This window comes from Ruegeria sp. BG9, assembly GCF_056538305.1.
Window position 1 is genome coordinate 157,182 of record NZ_JBQFSY010000007.1, and the last position, 19,906, is coordinate 177,087.

The following is a 19,906-nucleotide window of genomic DNA, read 5'->3' on the forward strand; positions in this document are numbered from 1 at the left end:
GTTGGTGGAACCCGGTATCGAGAAGAGCGAAACGCTCCGCGACACCGTGCGCGAGTTTGTCGAGCGTAAGGCTGTGACCAACACCATTCTTGGTGTGATCATTTTCAACGCGATCACGCTGGGGCTATCAACCTCTCCTTCGGTTCAGTCGAGTATCGGCCCGACCCTGGTTGTGATCGACAAGATCGTGCTGGGCATTTTCGTGGCCGAGCTGTTGATGAAATTCTATGCCTACCGGTTGAGCTTCTTCAACAACGCCTGGAACATCTTTGACCTTGTTGTTGTTACGCTGGGTTTGCTGCCCAACCGCGATGGGCTGTCCGCGCTGCGTGGGTTGCGCGTCATCCGGGCGATGCGTTTGCTATCGGTCATCCCGCAGATGCGGGCTGTGGTCCAGGCCTTGCTGGACGCGCTGCCGGGGATGGGCGCGGTGATCATCATGATCTCTATCGTGTTCTATGTTTTTGCTGTTATGGCGACGTTGATGTACGGGCCGGATTTCCCGGAATGGTTCGGTTCTTTGGGTAAATCGCTCTATTCCCTGTTCCAGATCATGACGCTGGAAAGCTGGTCAATGGGCATCGTCCGTCCAGTGATGGAGGTTCATCCCACCGCCTGGATTTTCTTCGTACCGTTCATCGTCATCACTGCCTTTTCAGTTCTGAACCTGTTCATCGGCCTGCTGGTCAACACTATGCAATCCGCTGTGGAGGACGAGGCGGTTGAGGAGTTCTCGCATCTGCGAGAACTGGTGCGCAGCGAGACCGATATCGTAGACGATCGCGTCAAGGAACTGCTGGTCGAAGTTCGCGCCCTGCGGCGTGAAGTGTCCGAGTTGAAAGGTCAAACCGATGGCTGACAGCTCTCAGAAATTCATTGCCCGCAATCGTTCTCCGCGCGTTCAGATTGAATATGATGTTGAGCTTTACGGGGCCGAGAAAAAGGTTCAACTGCCCTTTGTCATGGGCGTGATGAGTGATCTCTCCGGCAAGTCCTCGGTTGAAACGCCCGCAGTTTCGGATCGTAAATTCCTTGAAATTGATGTCGACAATTTCGACGACCGTATGAAGGCCATGGCCCCGCGCGTTGAATTTGCCGTGCCCAATACACTGACGGGTGAGGGCAATCTGTCCGTCGATTTGACATTCGAGAAGATGGCTGATTTCACCCCGGCCCAGATCGCGTCAAAAATCGAGCCTCTACGCAAATTGCTTGAGGCCCGCACGCAATTGTCGACTTTGATGGCCTATATGGATGGGAAGACCGGAGCCGAGACACTTATCGAAAAAGTGCTGGCCGATCCGGCCCTTCTGGGTGCGCTTGCGGGCAGCACGCTCCCCGAGCAGTACAATGAGGCCACGTTGGACGCATTGCGGGATATGATGCCCGAGGATGCGCCCGCCGACAGTTCGGTGGAGGATGCGCTTGCGTCTTTGCCCGAGGTTGAGATCGCCGAGGAGCAGGATCAATCGACTGACGTCTTGTCTGAGCTGGCGGCTGACGCTCCGGAGGACGCGCCTGAAGATACAGCCGTTGCTGATGCTTTGTCCTCTCTGCCCACCGCGGTTGAGCCCGAGGCGCCTGTAGATGACAGCGCGGATGTTTTGTCCAATTTAGCGGCCTCCGCACCCGAGGAAACGGCTCAGGATACCTCTCTCACGGACGCTTTGTCTTCGCTGCCTGAAACCGAGGTTACTGAGGTAGCCGACACGTCAGGCGATATTCTCGCGGAGTTGGCCGACGCCGCACCAGCGGATGAGGTTGAAGACACCGCCGCAGATGACATCCTGTCCAGCCTGCCAGATGTCGAGACTACGGCGGAAGAGGACGCGTCGGATGATATCTTGTCCGATCTGGCCAGTTCTGAGCCTGATGATGAGCCCGAGGATACGTCGGTCGCGGATGCTCTATCTTCTGTTCCAGAGGTTGAGCTGCCTGATGTTTCGGATGCCTCGGCGGATGTTCTTGCCGACCTGGCCGATGCCGCGCCCGACATGGCCGAGGTTGAGGATGTGACCTCCGATATTCTATCTGACCTCAGCGATCTGGACACGGAAGAGGTCGAAGACAGCTCTGTGTCCGATGCCCTCGCGTCTTTGCCGGAAACTGATGTCGCGGATGATGTTGATGGGTCCGATGACATCCTGTCAGACCTTGCAGATTCTGCGTTGGATATTGAGGTCGAAGAGGACACGCTCGGCGATGTTCTCGCCTCAGTGCCCGAGGTTGAAGCCGCATCTGAGACGGATCAGAGCGATGATATCCTGTCGGAACTGGCCGAACTGGAACTGGAGGAGGCGGAAGAGGACGGCGCACTGGATGCGGCGCTTTCATCGCTTCCGGATGCCGCTGAAGAGGCCGAAGAAGATCATTCGGACATTTTGTCCGACCTCGCCGAAACTGCCCCAGATGAGGTGGCGGACGACGTTGATCTGGACGGCCTGTTGGATGATCTGGCGGAGAAGGCTCCCGATGAGGCTGATGAGCCTGCTGCGGATGATATACTTGCCTCGGTGCCCGAACTGGACCGCACGGATGAGGCGGATCCGTTGGAGGACATCCTTGGTGATCTGGCCAGTGACGATCAACCTGATCCAGAGGCAGATACGTCCGACCTAGATGATTTGCTTGCCGATCTGGCGGATTCAGCTGATGAGGCACAGCCGGAGGAGGATGTTCTGGATGACATCCTCGGGGATTTGGTGGAAGCCGAAGCTGATGAGGTTGACGAAGCCGACGTAGAAAATGTTCTTGCGGATTTGGCCGAAGAGCCTGACAGCGATCTGGATGATCTTTTGAATGACCTTGGGTCGGATGAGGATCCATTTGCATCAGGTGATGAAGCGAGCGATGATCTGGACGATCTGCTGGGCGATCTCGAAGAGACGTCAGATGATGCGTCTGACGATCTGGATGCGCTTCTGGGTGATTTGGAATCCGAGCCGGACAGCGACGCTGCTGCAGACGATTTGGACTCCTTGCTGGGTGATCTTGAAGGCGATGATGAGACAGAAGATGCGGATACAGATGATCTGGATGCGCTGCTGGCGGACCTTGGCGATGATTTAGAGGATGAAGATACTGGCGCGGACGATCTTGACGCCTTTCTGGGCGATCTTGACGGCGGTGATGAGACCGAAGACGTGGATACAGATGATGTCGATGCGCTTCTGGCAGACCTTGGCGACGATGTTGAGGATGAAGATGCAGGCGGGGATGATCTGGATACCTTGCTGAACGACCTGGGGTCGGATGAGGACAGTTCGTCTGAGGAGGGTTCAGAAGATGATCTGGACGCTCTGTTGGCGGATCTTGGCGACGATGAAATTGGTTCAGACGACCTTGATGATCTGTTGAACGATTTGGGCGCAGATGAGGATATCGAGGCATCCTCTGACGAAGCGACAGATGACTTGGATGCTTTGCTGGGCGATCTAGATCTGGACGACGAGGGCGAATCTGATGATCTGGACGCTCTGCTGGGTGACCTCGACGCCGATGACACCTTAGGCGACACAGCGGAATTGGAGGACGAGCCGCAATTGGCATTCGGCCGCATGAGCGCGGATCGACCTGACCCAGAACGGCTGAAGCGCACCCGATTCCGGATCGCGATCTTCGGCGATTTCTCTGGCCGAGCGGCGCGTGGGCAAATCGAGACCGGCGACGCCTTGGCCGCACGTAAGCCGATCATTCTGGACCCCGATACGGTCGAAGAGGTGATCGAGGGGTTCGCAACCGATCTCGTGCTGCCGATTGGCAAGGACGGGGCCGGGATAGAAGTGAAGCTGAAAGAGCTGGACGATCTGCATCCCGACGAGCTTTATGAAAAGGTTGAACTGTTCGATGGCCTCTCGGGTCTGAAAAGCCAGCTGAGCGCGGGTGGGACTGCAGATCACGCCGCCAAACAGCTGATTGGTTGGGGGGAAGAGTTCGGGCAGGCGGTTGTGCCGCCACGCAAATCCTCGGGCGGTAACACTGTTCGTGCTGACCTGAAGCTCAGCGATTTTCAGAAGCTGATTGGTGATACGTCGGGAGAGCTGGCGCAGGCCTCACCAGTTGATGACTTGCTGAAACGCGTGGTCGGCCCGCATATTCGCAAACTGCCCAGCCCCGATGTGCAGGCGATGCAAAAGGCCGTGGATGAGGCGCTGAGCGCGGCCATGCGGATGGTCCTGCATCACCCGGAGTTCCAATCCGTCGAAGCGCAGTGGCGAAGCCTCGATCTGATTGCACGCAGTGTTGAGGATGACGATACGCTCGACGTGGTTCTGTATGACGTCTCGGCCGAAGAGATCGCGGCAGATTTGGCCGCCGAGGAAGATTTGGCAAAAACCGGTCTGGTTCGGTTGCTGACCGAAGAGCCGTTGGACGAAGAAAACGGGCGCGGCGGGTATTCGGCGTTGATCGGACTTTATACTTTTGAGGAAACACCGCCTCATGCGGAATTGCTGGGCCGTATTGGCCGCGTCGCGGCCCATGTGGATGCGCCGTTCATCAGCGCAATCACCCCGGCCTATCTGGATGTGAAGCCCGAGGATCGCCACCCGCTGGTAGTCGAAGCCTGGGATACCCTGCGGGCGATGCCCGAAGCCGGGCATGTCGGCCTGGCCTCTCCCCGGTTCCTGCTGCGGCGGCCTTACGGCGCCAAGTCCGAGCCGATCTATGAGTTCGATTTTGAGGAATTCACCGAGTCTGAAGGCCTGCGCGGCATGCTTTGGGCCAATCCGGCGGTTCTGGTGACGATCTTGTTGGCGCGGTCCTTCAAGCAAAATGGCAAGGCGATGAATTTGGGCTCGGTCATGAGCTTGGGTGGCATACCTTACCATTTCGTTAATGACCGCTATGGCGATCAGGTGGCGCTGCCCTGTACGGAACGCAATATCACGTTGGCCAAGCACGAACACTCGGTCCAGCGCGGCTATATGCCGGTACTGTCTGTCAAAGGCCGCGATGAAATCCGGCTGGGCTCGTTCAACTCGGTTGCTGGGCAAGAGATTCTGGGCCCGTGGGCCGGTATGCCCGCTCCTGCGCCATCACCGGATGTACCAGCTGCGCCCCAGGCCGATGAGGATGACGATCTGGACTTGGATCTGGATCTCGATACAGGCGACGACGATGATTTCGACCTCGATCTGGATCTTGGAGATGACGACAGCGGCGATCTTGACGATCTGCTGGCGTCATTCGGGGACGATGATGACGGTGACGATAGTGATGAAGAAGATATGGACCCCGAACTTGCTGCACTGCTGAAAGATTTGTGACGGCGCGGTGAACGAGAACTGGAAGGAACGGTAAATGGCTGAGAGTCTGCAAAGTAAAGAGTGGCCGCTTCGGATAACGGGGTCGTATAGCTATGGTGAGGATGATCTTGTCATCAGGCGGGCCGTCGTCTCGGAAGAGCTGGGCAAACTGACCGAAATTCAGGTCGAATTCCTGTCGGAAAAGACGACGATTGCGTTGGACAAGCTACTGGGCAAGGTGATGACCATCCATTTGGCTGCTGACGGGGCCGAGCGTAAATTCACTGGCACGATCGTGAGGGTGGAGCGGCTGGCGCTGCGCGATGGCTATGTGCAGTTTCTGGCCGAATTGCGCCCGTGGTTTTGGTTGCTGACGCAGACCACTGACAGTCGCATCTTTCAGGAGATGACTGCCGTGCAGATTATCGAAAAGATTTTCGGTGAATACGGGCTCACGGATTTCAGAAAAAGCCTCCGCGCCACTTACCAGCAGCGCGAATATTGCGTGCAATATCGCGAAACAGATTTCGACTTTATCTCGCGCCTGATGCAGGAAGAGGGCATTTACTACTATTTCGATTACACGAATGCCAAAGACAAGAATGAGACGCTGGTCATGTGCGACGGACCAAACGCGCATACGCCGATTGCCGGGGACGCAAAGGTCGAATTCCGGGGCGGGGATGATTACAGCCAACGTCTTGGTGACTCGGTCACCGAATGGGCCGCGTCCGAGTCGATCCGGCCCGGAGTTGTCTCGCTAGGCGATTTTGATTTCGAAAAACCCAAGGCATCGCTGGATGCGCGGGCCAAAACGCCGACCGGCGCAAAGCACGGGTTCAAGGACAAACTTGAGCTTTACGATACTCCAGGCCACTACAAGGAAACCGGGCCGGGCAATACGCTGGCCAAGGTGCGGATGACGGCCGAGGATGCTCTGTTCGACCGGCGGCGTGGTCGGGCTTCGGTCCGGGCGCTGGAAACCGGGCGCAAGTTCACGCTGAAGGATCATCCCGACAAGGCCGAGAACGCGGAATATCTGATAACCAAGGCGCGGTATTTTCTTCAGACCACCGAAGGTTATGGATTTGCCAAGAACGATAAGGATCTGGACACCGGTGCGCTGGAGTTTCCGGAGGACAGCAATGAGATGTTCATGGTCGAGTTTGAGGCCCAGCCCGGCAAAACCGAATTCAAATCATTGCGCACGATCCCTTGGCCAGAAATCTCGGGTCTGCATACGGCCATCGTGACCGGCAAGGCTGGTGAGGAAATCTGGACTGACAAATACGGTCGCATCAAGGTTCAGTTCCATTGGGACCGCGAAGGCAAGAAGGACGAAAAGACCACCTGTTGGGTGCGGGTTGTCACCCCTTGGTCGGGTAAGAACTGGGGTATGGTCAGCATCCCTCGGATCGGGCAGGAGGTTGTGATCCAGTTCGAAGAGGGTGATCCCGATCGGCCGATCTGCACGGGCATGCTCTACAATGCCGACACGATGCCGCCCTATGCCTTGCCTGCAAACCAGACGCAAACCGGGATCAAGACGCGGTCCTCGAAACAGGGCAGCGCCGAGACGTTCAACGAGCTGATGTTCGAGGACAAGAAAGACGCTGAACTCGTGCGCTTTCAGGCGCAGAAGGATCACGAGAAGCTGGTCAAGAATATGTCCACGATTACCATTGGCTATGACAAGCTGGACAAGGGTGGCAATGGCGGCGACGGCTGCCTCAGCCAAGTGGTCAAGAAGAACGTGGATGAGACGATCAAGGAAGGTGACCATACCTTCACCATCGAGAAGGGTAACCAGACGGTCAGCATCAAGACTGACCAGACCGAGACCATCGAGGGCAAGTCCACCCGCACCGTCACGGGCAATCATGCCGAGACGATCAAGGAAGGCGACAAATCCACGACGGTCAAGATGGGTGACATTCAGGTCGATGCCAAATTGGGCAAGATCACAATGACCGCAATGAAGTCGATCGAATTGAAGGTTGGTGGCTCGTCGATCAAACTGGACCCGACAAGTATTACGATCAAGAGCACGATGATCAAAGTCCAGGCTAATGCCAAGTTGGATGCAAAAAGCCCGATGACGACGGTCAACGGTGATGCCATGCTGACCCTCAAGGGCGGCCTGACAATGATCAACTAAGGGGGCAACGCGATGACAGACCGTTTTTCCGGAATGACCAAAACGCCCCAGATGCCAGCTGCGCGCATGCTGGCCGATGCCAACGCTCGTCTGAGCGTCAAGCTTGAGGCCCCGGCCAGTGCGCCCTTGGATGTGGTGTTGACTGAATTGGATGAGAAAGGCGCAGTGATCGATATCCTACGCCTTCTGGGGGTGGCCTTGCCTGCCCGAGAGCGTGTGTGGTGGTCTTGTCTGGCCGCGCGCGACTATATCGGTGAGGCCCCGGACAACAACACACCCGCACTGGCGGCGTCCGAGGAATGGGTGTTTCGCCCTACGCCTGAAAACCGCGACAAGGCGGGCGCGACGATTGATCTCGCCGAACCAGATGATGAGACGGTAAATTGCGCCATGGGCGTGTTATACTCGGACGGAACCTTGGGTTCGGGTGATCTGGCGAACGTTCCCGCCCCTCTCGGCGCGGCCGAAGTTGTGGCCTTTGCGATGAATGTTGTTGCAATGGACAAACATGAAGAGGATTTTGACTCCTACGTGCAGTTGCTGATTGACCGTGGGGTCGATATTGCTCGGGGTGGAAATGGTAAGCTGGACCGCGAGAAGGCCAGCGCTGAGAAAGAGGAGTAAGCATGGGATTCCCGCAAGCACGAATCTTGGATTTGCATGCGTGTACGCTGCCTGCTCCTCCGCCAGCGCCGCCACCGCCTGCTCCGGTGCCGATGCCGATCATGCCGCCCTGCTGTACGACGGTTCTGGTGGGAAAACTGCCCGCAGCGCGTCTGTCAGATATGGCGACGCCGGCGTTTCCGCACCCGATCATCAAGGGTTCGGCCACCGTCCTGATCGGCAAACTGCCTGCCGCCCGTGTAACGGATACCTGCGCTTGTGGTGGTCCGATCATCAAGGGCGAGTTTACCGTACTGGTCGGAGGATGAAGACAAACGAATGACGGTCACTTTGAAATTCCAATCCACCGGCGTGGTGCCGGGCGACGGGCGCCCGGTCTCGATGCAGGGGGGCTCTTTGACCGTGGGGCGTGGGCCGGCCAATGACTTGGTCCTGCCTGACCCTGAAAAGACACTAAGCAAAAGCCATTTCGTGATTGAAGATCACAATGGAAACGTGGTGATTGTTGATCTGTCGACGAACGGAACTTTTCTGAACTACTCGAAAATCCCACTAGGTCGGACGCCGACGCCGCTCAACAATGGCGACGTGCTGGTTGCGGGTGGGTACGAGATGGTTGTCGAAATTGGGGCGGACCTGCCCAGTTTCGAAGAATCGATCCCCCAGCCTGCGCAACAGGCGGGGGTGTCACCGGGTATGTCCCAGAACGCGCCGGATCCGATGGCATTGCTGGACGATGCCGCTCCAGGCGGGGATTTTCTTGATGATCTTTTGGGCGGTGAAGCCAAAGGGCCCGGGCAGATTTCCACGCCCGACCCGATGGATGAACTGCTGCCGCCCTTGGAGGATGACGATCCGTTCTTTGCAAAGCCCAAGGATGTGCATGCGGATATGGGCGCAAGCGATGCGATGCATAACCCCTCGGCCAGCGACGCGTTTACCGCACCCTCCGCAGGCGGAGCGAACCTGATCCCTGATGACTGGGACGATGATCTGCTTTCGCCCTCGGGCGGCTCTGCCTCGGACCCATTTGCCGCGCCTGAACCGGCGCGTCCGGAACCCACCGCGCCGCCTCCGATCAAGCCAAAGCCGGGCGGGCAGGCCGAGGTAGCTCCGCCCCCCGAACCGGTTGAGGCAGAGAATCCCGTTCCGACCAGCGGTGGCGATCAATCCGCTGCCCGTGCCTTGCTGGAGGCGTTGGAGGTCGACGATCTGCGCATCGACGACGCTGATCTGCCTGCCACAATGGGCCGTATGGGCCGTGTGTTGCGGGTGATGATCACTGGTTTGCGGGAAATCCTGATGACCCGCACATCGATCAAGTCCGAGTTCCGTATCGAACAGACCATGATCAATGCTGGCGGCAACAACCCGTTGAAGTTCTCGATCAGCCCCGAACAGGCGATTGAGGCATTGGTCAAGCCGCGTGTTAAAGGCTACCTAGCCTCGGAAGAGGCGACCGAACAGGCGCTGAACGACATCAAGGCGCATGAGGTCGCGATGGTCACGGGCATGGAGGCCGCTCTCAAGGGCGTTCTGGCCCGGCTTGACCCCGAGGTGCTGGCAGGAAAAATTGAAGGTTCCGGCAAACTTGGGTCACTTTTTAAAGGTAAAAAAGCCCAATACTGGGAAGTTTACGAGAAGATGTATGCCGATATCTCGGATCAGGCAGAGAATGACTTTCACGATCTCTTCAGCCGGGAATTCGCGCGCGCGTATAAAGAACAGCTGGAAAAGCTGAAGTAACGCCCCGTCGCGGGCGGCAAGAACAAGGGAGGGCAGCCATTGTCCTGGGACAGCAAGGTGCTTTGGACCGAAGGGTTGTTTCTGCAGCCCCATCACTTCCAGCAGGCGGATCGGTATACCGAGGCGCTGGTGGCCGGTCTCGCACGCAGGGTTACGCCTTATGGTTGGGGTGTCAGTGCCTTAGAGATCGATGATGAAGTGCTCAAGGTCGGTCAGTTTGCCTTGAAATCCTGCTCGGGGCTGACACCTGACGGGCAGGTGTTTCGCGTGCCGCAGGCTGAAGATCACCCTCCTGCGCTGGAAGTGCCCGAGACGATCAAGGATTGCGTTGTTTACCTGACGGTTCCTCAACGGCGGCAGGGCGCATCCGAGGTGGATCTGAGCGGGGCCGAGCAATCGGTCAGCCGACTGCGTCCGGCCGAGCAGGAAATCACCGATGTGATGAGCCAGCAGAAAAAGCCCGCTACTTTGGGTGTGGGCAAACTTCGCTTGCAGTTCGCGCTGGAAGTGGATGATTTGGCGGATAAATTAGCGATCCCGATTGCCAAGATCATCGAAGTGCGCCCGGACAAAGAGATCATTCTGGATCGGGGCTTCATCCCATCGGTGCTGGACGTGCGCGCCGCCGCTGCACTGGCCGGTTTCATGAATGAACTTGAGGGGATGCTTTCGCACCGCATGCAGGCCTTAGCAGGGCGTCTTTCGGATGGCGGGCCAGCCAAAGGGGCGGCCGAGATTTCGGACTTCCTGCTGCTGATGACCATCAACCGCAACCTGCCCTTGGTGCGCCATTTCGCCAATATCGAAAACGTGCATCCCGAACATGTCTACCGTGTCTGCGCCGCGCTCGCCGGTGAGCTGGCGACCTTCATGAGCACTGAGAAAGAGGCCGTGCAATTCCCGGCCTACCAGCATGACGACCTGACCGCCTCGTTCGCGCCGGTCATTCGGACCCTGCGGCAATATTTGAGTTCCGTGTTGGAGCAGACAGCGGTCTCGATTCCGCTGGAGGCGAGGAAATACGGCATCAGTGTGGGCGTGATTGCCGACCGCAAGCTTATCGGCAACGCCGGTTTCGTGCTGGCCGTGAACGCAGATATCCCGGCCGAGGACGTGCGCCGCCATTTCGCCGGGCAAGCCAAAACCGGACCAGTTGAGGAGATCCGTCAGTTGGTGAACTCGGCGCTTCCCGGTATCACGCTGCGCCCGTTGCCGGTCGCTCCGCGGCAGATTCCATATCACTCCGGCGTCGTCTATTTCGAACTGGATGCCGCCAGCCCATACTGGGGCAAGATGACCACCTCGGGTGGGATCGCGGTTCATGTATCGGGGCAATATCCGGGACTTGAGATGGAGCTGTGGGCGATCCGCAACCAATAAGAGTGAACGTGATCACTGGCGGTGCCAAAACAATTTGATAGGGCTTGATATGTGGGTCACACTCGTGACGCGGAAGCCTTAGGGGAACAGGTCAAAGAATGTCCGACAAAGATCCATTTGCCGAACCGGACGACACCGATAAGACGGTCATTCGCCCCAATCCCGGTGGGCGACGTCAGGCGGGTGGCATGCCGCAACAGCCGGCTCCGCAGCAACCGGCCGGATATCCCGATCCGATGCAGGTGCCACAGCCCGAGCCCATGGCACAACCGGCGCAGGGCGGCGCGGGATACGGGGTGCCTCAACCCCAGACGCCTCAATCCCGGCCTGCCTCGGGCGGGGAAGAGGTCGCCACTACCGGTATGAACCGGCTGAACGCCTGCGCTGCATCGCTGTTTTCGTTGATCAGCCGCATTCGCAATCGCGCGCAGCATATGGATCCGGACAAGCTGCGCCAAAGCGTTGTGGCCGAGGTGCGCGCGTTTGAAAATGCCGCTTTGCAGGCGGGCATAGCGGCGCAGACCGTCAAGATCGCACGATATGCACTGTGCGCGACTTTGGACGATGTTGTTTTGAATACGCCATGGGGTGGCCAATCCAGCTGGGCGACCCAATCGCTGGTCGGCACCTTCCACCGAGAGACCGTCGGCGGTGATCGCTTCTATGACCTGCTGGCGCGTCTCGAACAGGACCCGGCCAACAATATTGAGCTGCTGGAATTCGTCTACATGTGCCTCTCGCTTGGGTTCGAGGGGCGTTTGCGCGTCGAACAGGGCGGCGCGGACAAGCATATGCAGATCCGTCAGGGTCTGGCGCGGATCATTCGCGCTCAACGAGGTGACGTGGAACGGGACCTCGCCCCGCATTGGGAAGGGGTCGACAAACCCTACCGCGCCCTAAGCCTTTGGAAACCGGTCTGGATCGCTGTTGGCGTGACCGCGCTGCTGCTGTTAATCGAATTTGGTGGGCTGTCTTATCTGTTGTCCAACAGGACAGAAAACCTTGTGGGTCAGATGTCAGTGATTGATGCTGGCCGAGTGACGGAGCTGCAGCGCCGCGCCCCGCCGCCTCCTCCGCCACCGCCGCAAGTGCAGCCGCAGGTCGAAAAGGTCGTTGCTTTCCTGCAGCCTGAGATCGACGAAGGGTTGGTTGAGGTCTTTGAGAAGGGCAACACGCTGATTATCCGGATCAAGGGATCGGGCATGTTCGGATCGGGTTCGGATCACCTGCAGGACAAATTCAAGGAACCGGTGCGCCGCGTCGCTGTGGCGCTAGACGGAGAACCCGGAGGGGTCATCGTGACCGGGCATTCGGACAATGTGCCAATCCGCTCATCGCGCTTTCCGTCCAACCTCGCGCTGTCTCTGGCGCGGGCTAAATCGGTGATGAATCAGATGGCGGGTGAGATTTCCGATCCCGACCGCCTCAGCGCCGAAGGCCGTGCCGATAGCGAACCGATTGCCGACAACTCGACCCGCGAAGGCCGGGCCACGAACCGCCGGATCGAAGTCCTGCTGGTTCAGGAGGAGAACTGATGATCCGCCGCGTTTTAAGATATGTTTTCATGTCGATCTACACCGTGCTGTTCTTCACGGCGACTGTTCTGGCCGGGTGTCTGTTCTATTTCGGCCCGTGGATCGGCTCGGACGAGTGGCGGCCCTTGGACGGGGTCGGGACGCGCCTGATCTGGTGCGGGGTGATCTATCTGGTCTTCTTCCTGATCGGCCTGACCATCTTCCTATTGCGCCGACGTCGCGAAAAGAAGCTGACGGAAGAGATCACTGAATCCGTCGCCGATGGCGGCGATATGATCGACAGCGAGATTTCTGAGCTTCGCGGCAAGCTGAAAACCGCGATGGCGGCATTGCGCAAGTCCAAGAACGGGCGGCGGCATCTGAATGAGCTGCCCTGGTACGTCATGATCGGCCCTCCGGGGGCTGGTAAAACGACGGCGATTGTGAACTCGGGCCTGAACTTCCCGCTGGCGGATGAGCTGGGCAAAACCGCGATTGGCGGTGTCGGCGGCACGCGCAATTGTGACTGGTGGTTCACCGAGAACGCCGTTCTGATCGACACGGCCGGTCGCTACACCACGCAGGAAAGCGATGCCGAGGTCGACAATGCGGCCTGGATCGGGTTCCTGAACCTGCTCAAGAAATACCGCAAAAGGCAGCCGATCAATGGCGCGATGATTGCGATTTCGCTGTCTGATCTGTCCTTGCAGGATGAAGTCACGCAGAAGGAACACGCAAAGGCCGTCCGCCGCAGGTTGGAAGAGTTGCGCGAGAAACTGGGTGTGCGGTTCCCGGTTTATATCCTGTTCACCAAGGCAGACCTGATCGCAGGTTTTGCCGAATTCCACGACAATCTGGGCAAAGAAGATCGCGAGCAGGTTTGGGGCTTTACCCTGCCATTGGACAAATCGCGCAGCGAACAATCCCCGGTCGCGGCATTTGATGAGGAATTCGCCCTGCTTCTGGGTCGTTTGAACTCGCAGTCCTTGGAGCGGATGCAGACCGAGACAGACCCGCAGCGCCGAGCGCTGATTGCCGGGTTCCCGATGCAGGTCGCGTCGGTTCGTAAAGTCGCGCATGAGTTTCTCACCGAGGTGTTTCAGGACAGCCGCTATCAGCACCGCCACATGCTGCGCGGGGTGTATTTCACGTCGGGTACGCAAGAGGGCACACCGATCGACCGTCTTATGCTGGGCATGGCGCGGACCTTTGGGATTGGCCGTCAGGCCATCGGTTCGGGGCAGGGATCTGGTCGCTCCTATTTTCTGACGCGCCTGTTCGATCAGGTGATCTTCCGCGAGGCTGGTCTGGTCAGCGCCGATGACAAGGTGGAAAAGCGCTACAAGATCACCAAATGGGCCTCAATCGCCGCGACTGTCATTGCCGCCGTCACGGTCGGAGCCTTGCTGGTTCGCAGCTTTATGGGCAATACCGACCTGATCGCCGAGGCGCAGGAGGGTGTATCCGCCTATCAGGCCGCCGCTGCGACTTTGCCGCCCAGCCCCGTTGGTGACACCGATCTGGTTCCGGTCGTTCAAGCGCTCAACACGCTGCGCGACCTCCCGGCCAACCCGACCCTATCGGATCCTGAGCCCGAAACACGTCTGACCTATGGCCTTTATCAGGGTGACGTGATCGGCACACAGGCGGCGCAAACCTATCGTGCTGCATTGAATCAACGCCTGTTACCGCGTCTTCTTCTGCGTCTGGAAGAGCAGATGAGCGCCAACATCAACAACCCCGATGTGCTCTATGAGGCGCTGAAGGTCTATCTGATGCTGGGTCTGCAGGGGCCGATGAACCAGGATTTGGTCAAGGAATGGATGAACATTGACTGGAGCGTGTCCTTCCCCGGCCCATCGCGTGAGGAATTCCGCGCGGATCTGAACGATCATCTCGACGCCATGTTGAGCCAGCCGATGCAAGAGATCGCTCTGAATGGCCCAATGGTGGATCAGATTCAGGGTATCCTGTCGGAACTCCCACTGGCGCAGCGTGTCTATAACGGCATCGTCTCCAGCCCCGCGGCCACAGCGCTGCCGGAGTGGCGGATCACCGAAGTGGGCGGCCCCGCTGTTGGTCGCGTTCTGGTGCGGTCCTCCGGGAAACCTCTGAACGACGGGATTGAAGGTATTTTCACCTATAATGGCTTCAATAACGTCTTCCTTGGTGAGGCGATTGGCGTCGCCAAACGCGTGCAGAAGGAAAGCTGGGTTCTGGGACCCCGAGGTGAGGCTGAACAGACCGAGCAGGCTCTTGCTGCCCTCAGCCGTGATGTTCTGGACCTCTACTACAACGACTACATCGCCCGCTATGATGCGATGCTGGGGGATATCGACATCGTACCGATGGAAAGCCTCAGCCACGCAGTTGAGGTCACCAATGTGCTGTCAGGCCCGACCTCGCCTATTGTGAATGTCCTGAATTCGATCTCGGATGAGACGAAACTGACCGAAAACCGGTCAATTCTCTCGGGCAACGATGCGATCAGCGAAGGTGTTTCCGGGGCCGCCGCGATTGAGTTGCAATCCGCGACCTCAGCCCAGACACAGATCCTGTTGGAAGCCTTGGCCAAAACCAGCGGTGTCAATGCAGGTGAACCTGTGCAGGCGCCGGGGCAGTATGTCGAGGATCGCTTCGATTGGTTGCATCAGCTGGTTGAAAGGCAAGAAGGGCAGCCTTCGCAGTTGGACATGCTGATGGGGTCGCTGACGAGCGTGTATCAGGAGCTGAACAAAATGTCGTTCAGCGGTGTCTCGGGCGGTGAAACCGGGCAGGCATTGCAGCAGTTCCAGCAAGAGGCCGCGCGTATTCCTGGCCCAATGGAACGCTGGGCGCTGCAGATCATCGACGGATCGTCCGGGATCACCTCGGACAGCACCCGTTCGTCCATCAACGCGCGGTGGCAATCGACGGTTCTGCCCTTCTGCGAGCAGGTTGTCGGGGATCGCTATCCTTTCAACCGCCGCTCGGGTGCGGATGTTGCGATGGGTGACTTCGGCAAGTTGTTCGGTCCGCAAGGTCTGATCGATTCGTTCTTCAATGAAAACCTCGCGAAACATGTGGATATGCGTACGCGTCCATGGTCGTGGAAGTCCGGGGTCAATGCGACCGATCTGGGCATCAGCCAGGCGGTTCTGACCCAGTTCCAGAACGCAGCCGAGATCAAGGAGGCGTTCTTTGCCGCGGGTCCGCAACCGCAAATCCAGTTCCAGATCATGCCCGAGGCACTGGACCCAAAGGCCAAAGGCGTCAAGCTTGAGATTGATGGCCAAGTGCTGGAGTTCAAACATCGCGGTGGGCTGCCCTCACCCCTCGCTGTGACATGGCCTGGCTCGGTTGGGCTGGCGCGCGTCAGCTTTGAGCCGGAAAAGCGCAATATTGAAAGCGTTCTGTCCAAGGACGGCCCCTGGGCCTGGTTCCGCCTGCTGGACGCGGCCGAGGTAAGGCGCACCAATGTGTCTGACCGCAAGAAGGTGATCTTCAATGTCGGTGGTCGCATCGCAATCTTCCAGTTGCAGTCAGGGTCGGTCATCAACCCCTTCGCCCTGCCAGCACTGCAGAAATTCAGCTGCCCCAAGTCATTCTGATGCAAACAGGCGGTTTTGGTGCATTCGGCAAGATGCCCTCGGTCGGAGACTTCTTCCGCCTCGGGGTGTCACAGGCGTTTGTACAGCCGTGGGATGAGTGGATTCAGCGCAGCATGTTAGCTGCGTCAGAAACCTTGGCAGAGGCGTGGGATTCCCACTACATGTCTGCTCCGATCTGGCGGTTTTGCCTGTCTCCCGGGCTGGCCGGGCCGCAAAAGATGCTGGGGGTTTTGATGCCTTCGGTGGATCGGGTCGGACGTCGGTTTCCTTTGACCTTGGTCGCTGGCGTGTCGAACGAAGGGTCTGCCGCGCTGGCGCATTTCCGGGCGGCTGAGGTTTACCGACAGCTTGAAGATCTGGCGCTTGCCGCGCTCGAAGATGACATGACCCGCGAAAAGCTGGCCGAAGGTCTGGCCGCTTTGCCAGCCCCAACGCAGCAACCGACGGCTCCTGTGCGCGCGCATGGGAACACGATGGTTCTGACCCGCGGGGAAGTCTCCGACAGCTTGTTGCCTGATCTGGCGGCGGGGTTGATGTCGCAAAGATATCGCACCCCAAGCGTTTGGAGCACCGAAATCGGTGGCGTCCCCCGAATGATGATCTGCGAAGGTTTACCGGATGGGGCAAACATGCAAGGCTTGTTCAACCTACACGCCGCATTGTGGACCGAGGCACGACCAATATGAATTCAAGTCACCGCGTTCGGTACAGCGCACGCAGCCATGTGGGCCTCAGGCGTAAGGTCAACGAAGACGCGGTGCTGGCGCTGCCCGAGGAAAGCCTCTGGCTGGTGGCTGACGGAATGGGCGGGCATGACGCGGGTGACTATGCCAGTCGATTGGTTGCGGACATGGTTGCCGCAATCCCGCCCGGTTTGGCCCCCGCAGAACGGTTGACCGCATTGCGGGACGCAATCCAGCGCGCCCATGCCGTGATCCGACAAGAGGCAGATGCCCGAGGTGGCGGCACGATTGGTACGACGGTTGCGTGCATGATGTTGGCCAATGGGCACTTTGTCGGGCTTTGGGCTGGGGACAGCCGTATTTATCTGCTGCGTGAGGGCAAGATCCAGATGCTTAGCACCGATCACTCGGTCGTGGCGGATCTGGTTCTGGCCGGTCAGATGAGCTGGGACGAGGCAGAGCAGCACCCTCAGTCCAACGCGATCACACGGGCCGTGGGCGTTGGGGATGTTCTTGAACTGGACAAGGTCCGTGGCGAAGTTCAGCCCGGCGATCGTTTTCTGATCTGCTCAGACGGTCTCAGTAAATACGCGACGTTCCCGATGTTGGAGAAAGCGCTGTCGGATATGCCGATCGAGACCGTCTCGGATCAGTTGATACAGGTCGCGCTGGATGGAGGCGGGGCCGACAACATAACCGTGATTGTTGTCGACATCCTATAATTTCACATTTGGACGCAGGAACGCCGCCGGAGCCTATTGCTCCAGCGTGGTCAGAATGCGGCTGTCCAGAGACAGAATTTGCGTTTCAACATTGCGGTCCTGCTCGCGCAGAGCCTCGGCATAACCTGCAGCGGATTCCGCCGTTGGGCGTATGGTGCTGAACAGCTGGTTGTCAGTGTGCAGAACGATCACCTTGCTTTTCCCCAGCGCGGTGTCATCGACCTGAAAGGCGATGCCGCCATTGTCTTGGCTTTCATCAATCGAATAGGCCACGCGGACGGAAATCGGTCCGGACTCTCCGTCGCGTAGAGAGGCGATATCGTTGTCTTGGCGGGTGACGTTGGGCAGCAAGTGGAACACATTGCCTGACACATCCAAGACTGAGACGGACAGGTACCCGTCCTGAACATCATCGGGCAGGTCGACATCAATGACCGGGTTTTGCCCGACAATGAAGTCGCCGGTCGGATTGGGGGCGTTGCCTTGTTCTCCGTTGAAGAACGCGATGGAGATATCGCTGGTAGGTGCCGAGGGCAGGAAGTTCTCGATCAAACACAAGGTCGGGTTCAGCAGCGTGACCTGTTCAAGATCGATAGGGCGTGAACCAGCGAGGGCTGTCAGCGCGGTGTCCAACCCAACCAAACTGTCCCTTGAGGCCAACGTTCCGCCAACCTTGATCGGTGTTTCGGGGCCGTAGCCCGTGCTCGGTGCGTCGATCAGTTTCAACGCGCCGCAATCGGCCAGACCGGACAGGATGGGTCGGACCTCATCTGCGGACAGGAACAGCGACTCCAACTCGATATCTGCGGTGCCTTGTAGCCCGGCGGGCAGACCGGCGGAGTAGAGCTGCTCTAGCTCGGCATGCAGGGCCTGATCGGTGGTTTGTCCGGTCAACCGAGCCTCATTGCCTTCGACCACGAAACGCCACTCGTCCAGATCCATGGCGGCGTCGATGACGCCAGTCACCGCTGTTCCCCAGGTGTCGGAAATGTCGCCCGAGGCCAATGTGAGATCAACATCTCCCCCTTCGGATGTGATCTCGCCGGTCATGGCGTCCCGCACGGTCTCGGACGGAACAAAGCCTACAGCACGAGGGGCCTGACCGGGTCGTTTATCAGCCACCAGAGTATAGGGTGAGACGGTCGGATATTGCGGTGCAAGGAAGCTGTCAAACAGTCCGGCGAAATAGCCACCGGCACCAATGCCAACAACCGCAAGCGCGCCGACTGCAGCCACCACGCCTCCACGCGAGGACTTGGCAGGCTCAGCCTTGGCAGGAGTTGCTTTGGGTTTCGGGTCCGGCTGCGTAACCGGGGCGACGGATGGCGCAGCAGTAGGGGCCGCGCGCGGGGCGATCACGGTCGCATCGTCCAGATCGTCTTGAGGCGCGGCCGATCCGTTCCGGGCCGCCGCAAGTGCGCGCAGGACATCTCCGGCGCTCTGGTACCGATCATCCGGGTTCGGGGCCGTCATTTTGTCGAGGATCGACTTCAGCGGTTCCGGTACGTCCTGAGTATTCAGCGGCTCTTTCTTGTTTTCGACGACTTCCAGCAAGTTGCGACCGGCGTCGGCTTTTTGCCCCCGGAAATTGGCCAGCAACAAGGCGCCCAGAGAATAGATATCGGTGCGCTGGTCGGTTTTGCCGGAAAGCTGCTCGGGCGCGGCGTAGGCGTATTTCCCGGCAAACTCACCGCCCACAATAGTTTCGGCCCCGGGGTTTGTGTCCTTGGCGATGCCGAAATCAATGATCACGGCCTGCGCCGGATCGCCATCGCGCAGAATGATATTGTCGGGGCTCAGATCGCGGTGCACGATATTGCGGGCATGGGCGGCCTCAAGCCCCTCGCAGACCCGTTTACAAACGGTCAGCACATCGCTTGCCGACATGGGGCCAGCCTTGAGTTTCTGGTCCAGACCCGGCCCGTCGACATAGTCCATCACCAGATAGACATGCCCGTCGGCGGTTCGGTTGTTTTCAGAATAGCGGACAACCGCGTCGTGGCGGATGTCGCGGATTTCTTCCTCGCGGGTCAGCAGGACCAGATAGTCATCATTGCTGGAAAACTCCGCTTTCAGAACCTTCAAAGCGGCAAGCCGCCCCGAAATCTCGGAGCGGGCTCGATAGACGTCAGAAGTACCGCCCCGCCCAAGTATCGCTTCGATCCGATAAGTATTGTTCACCAGATCGCCCGGCTGAAACAGGTCGCCTGCGCGGGAGTCCGTCATGCTGTCCTCGGTTTAGT

At 58.6% G+C, this 19,906-nt stretch carries 12 protein-coding genes and 1 pseudogene; 12 read left to right on the forward strand and 1 reads right to left on the reverse strand.

Annotation, left to right across the window (positions count from 1 at the left end; all coding sequences use genetic code 11):
• The first annotated feature begins 1 nt into the window (after position 1).
• The 12 genes and pseudogenes from ACR0I8_RS13555 (at position 2) to ACR0I8_RS13610 (ending at position 17,663) form a co-directional block, all read left to right on the forward strand.
• The gene (locus tag ACR0I8_RS13555; RefSeq protein WP_170689289.1) at positions 2–859 is read left to right on the forward strand and encodes an ion transporter; all 858 of its coding nucleotides are present in this window, start codon (positions 2–4) and stop codon (positions 857–859) included.
• A pseudogene (gene tssB, locus ACR0I8_RS13560) lies at positions 852–1,340 on the forward strand (type VI secretion system contractile sheath small subunit); the annotation flags it as partial. The gene ACR0I8_RS13555 and the pseudogene tssB, both read left to right, overlap by 8 nt.
• Before the next feature lie 654 nt (positions 1,341–1,994).
• Positions 1,995–5,267 (forward strand): type VI secretion system contractile sheath domain-containing protein, encoded by a 3,273-nt coding sequence (locus ACR0I8_RS13565; protein ID WP_480703300.1) that lies wholly within the window; start codon positions 1,995–1,997, stop codon positions 5,265–5,267.
• Positions 5,268–5,301: 34 nt separating this feature from the next.
• Positions 5,302–7,404, forward strand: coding sequence for a type VI secretion system tip protein TssI/VgrG (locus ACR0I8_RS13570; RefSeq protein ID WP_170689095.1), 2,103 nt, complete (start codon positions 5,302–5,304; stop codon positions 7,402–7,404).
• A 12-nt stretch (positions 7,405–7,416) separates the two neighbouring features.
• Positions 7,417–8,028, forward strand: a complete 612-nt coding sequence (locus tag ACR0I8_RS13575; RefSeq protein ID WP_170689096.1) for a DUF6931 family protein — start codon at positions 7,417–7,419, stop codon at positions 8,026–8,028.
• Positions 8,029–8,030: 2 nt separating this feature from the next.
• Positions 8,031–8,336, forward strand: a complete 306-nt coding sequence (locus tag ACR0I8_RS13580) for a PAAR domain-containing protein (protein ID WP_170467447.1) — start codon at positions 8,031–8,033, stop codon at positions 8,334–8,336.
• Between the two features lie 10 nt (positions 8,337–8,346).
• Positions 8,347–9,774, forward strand: coding sequence for a type VI secretion system-associated FHA domain protein TagH (gene tagH, locus ACR0I8_RS13585; protein WP_170643324.1), 1,428 nt, complete (start codon positions 8,347–8,349; stop codon positions 9,772–9,774).
• A 39-nt stretch (positions 9,775–9,813) separates the two neighbouring features.
• Entirely contained in the window at positions 9,814–11,154 is a 1,341-nt protein-coding gene (gene tssK / locus ACR0I8_RS13590) for a type VI secretion system baseplate subunit TssK (RefSeq protein WP_170689097.1), read from the forward strand.
• A gap of 98 nt (positions 11,155–11,252) precedes the next feature.
• Positions 11,253–12,689, forward strand: coding sequence for a type IVB secretion system protein IcmH/DotU (gene icmH, locus ACR0I8_RS13595; protein WP_170689098.1), 1,437 nt, complete (start codon positions 11,253–11,255; stop codon positions 12,687–12,689).
• Complete coding sequence (gene tssM / locus ACR0I8_RS13600) at positions 12,689–16,258, forward strand: type VI secretion system membrane subunit TssM (protein WP_170689099.1); 3,570 nt, start codon at positions 12,689–12,691, stop codon at positions 16,256–16,258. The genes icmH and tssM overlap by 1 nt, the downstream gene beginning before the upstream one ends.
• Complete coding sequence (gene tagF / locus ACR0I8_RS13605) at positions 16,258–16,944, forward strand: type VI secretion system-associated protein TagF (RefSeq protein WP_170689100.1); 687 nt, start codon at positions 16,258–16,260, stop codon at positions 16,942–16,944. Before tssM ends, tagF begins: the two co-directional genes overlap by 1 nt.
• Positions 16,941–17,663, forward strand: a complete 723-nt coding sequence (locus ACR0I8_RS13610; RefSeq protein ID WP_170689101.1) for a protein phosphatase 2C domain-containing protein — start codon at positions 16,941–16,943, stop codon at positions 17,661–17,663. Before tagF ends, ACR0I8_RS13610 begins: the two co-directional genes overlap by 4 nt.
• A gap of 33 nt (positions 17,664–17,696) precedes the next feature.
• Here ACR0I8_RS13610 and ACR0I8_RS13615 read toward each other — a convergent pair whose 3' ends face one another.
• Positions 17,697–19,889, reverse strand: a complete 2,193-nt coding sequence (locus tag ACR0I8_RS13615; RefSeq protein WP_170689102.1) for a serine/threonine protein kinase — start codon at positions 19,887–19,889, stop codon at positions 17,697–17,699.
• Positions 19,890–19,906: the final 17 nt, after the last annotated feature.

What these genes read in the sequence shown, in the direction of transcription:
- ACR0I8_RS13565 (WP_480703300.1), top strand. Translation starts at nt 1,995, where the DNA reads ATGGCCGAGGTTGAGGATGTGACCTCCGATATTCTATCTGACCTCAGC.
- ACR0I8_RS13570 (WP_170689095.1), top strand. Translation starts at nt 5,302, where the DNA reads ATGGCTGAGAGTCTGCAAAGTAAAGAGTGGCCGCTTCGGATAACGGGG.
- ACR0I8_RS13575 (WP_170689096.1), top strand. Translation starts at nt 7,417, where the DNA reads ATGACAGACCGTTTTTCCGGAATGACCAAAACGCCCCAGATGCCAGCT.
- ACR0I8_RS13580 (WP_170467447.1), top strand. Translation starts at nt 8,031, where the DNA reads ATGGGATTCCCGCAAGCACGAATCTTGGATTTGCATGCGTGTACGCTG.
- tagH (WP_170643324.1), top strand. Translation starts at nt 8,347, where the DNA reads ATGACGGTCACTTTGAAATTCCAATCCACCGGCGTGGTGCCGGGCGAC.
- icmH (WP_170689098.1), top strand. Translation starts at nt 11,253, where the DNA reads ATGTCCGACAAAGATCCATTTGCCGAACCGGACGACACCGATAAGACG.
- tssM (WP_170689099.1), top strand. Translation starts at nt 12,689, where the DNA reads ATGATCCGCCGCGTTTTAAGATATGTTTTCATGTCGATCTACACCGTG.
- tagF (WP_170689100.1), top strand. Translation starts at nt 16,258, where the DNA reads ATGCAAACAGGCGGTTTTGGTGCATTCGGCAAGATGCCCTCGGTCGGA.
- ACR0I8_RS13610 (WP_170689101.1), top strand. Translation starts at nt 16,941, where the DNA reads ATGAATTCAAGTCACCGCGTTCGGTACAGCGCACGCAGCCATGTGGGC.
- ACR0I8_RS13615 (WP_170689102.1), bottom strand. Translation starts at nt 19,889, where the DNA reads ATGACGGACTCCCGCGCAGGCGACCTGTTTCAGCCGGGCGATCTGGTG.